A 393-nucleotide genomic window follows, 5' to 3' on the forward strand; every position below is an offset into this window, starting at 1 on the left:
CGCCGTATCTCGGCTTCTTCGCCGGCAAGCGCTTCGTGCCCATCGTGACCGCGATCGGCTCGATCGTGCTCGGCGCGATCCTGTCCTTCGTGTGGCCGCCAATAGGCAGCGCAATCAAAGCCTTTTCGCACTGGGCAGCGGTTTCTGACCCGCGCACCGCCGCGACGGTGTACGGTTTCGTCGAACGTCTGCTGATTCCATTCGGTCTGCATCACATCTGGAACGTGCCATTCTTCTTCGAAATGGGCAGCTTCGTCGACCCGACGACCGGCAAGGAGGTTCACGGCGACATCACCCGCTATTTCGCGGGCGATCCCACCGCCGGGATTCTTGCGGGCGCGTTCCTGTTCAAGATGTTCGGCCTGCCGGCCGCCGCGATCGCGATCTGGCATT

At 62.6% G+C, this 393-nt stretch carries 1 protein-coding gene; it reads left to right on the forward strand.

Annotated elements, in window-relative coordinates; all coding sequences use genetic code 11:
- The coding region (locus tag ACLFKU_RS44340; RefSeq protein ID WP_410853468.1) for a PTS transporter subunit EIIC at nucleotides 1–393 on the forward strand (393 nt) is incomplete at both ends.

It is taken from the genome of Paraburkholderia sp. EG304 (assembly GCF_046543485.1).
GTDB classification, from domain to species: Bacteria; Pseudomonadota; Gammaproteobacteria; order Burkholderiales; family Burkholderiaceae; genus Paraburkholderia; species Paraburkholderia youngii.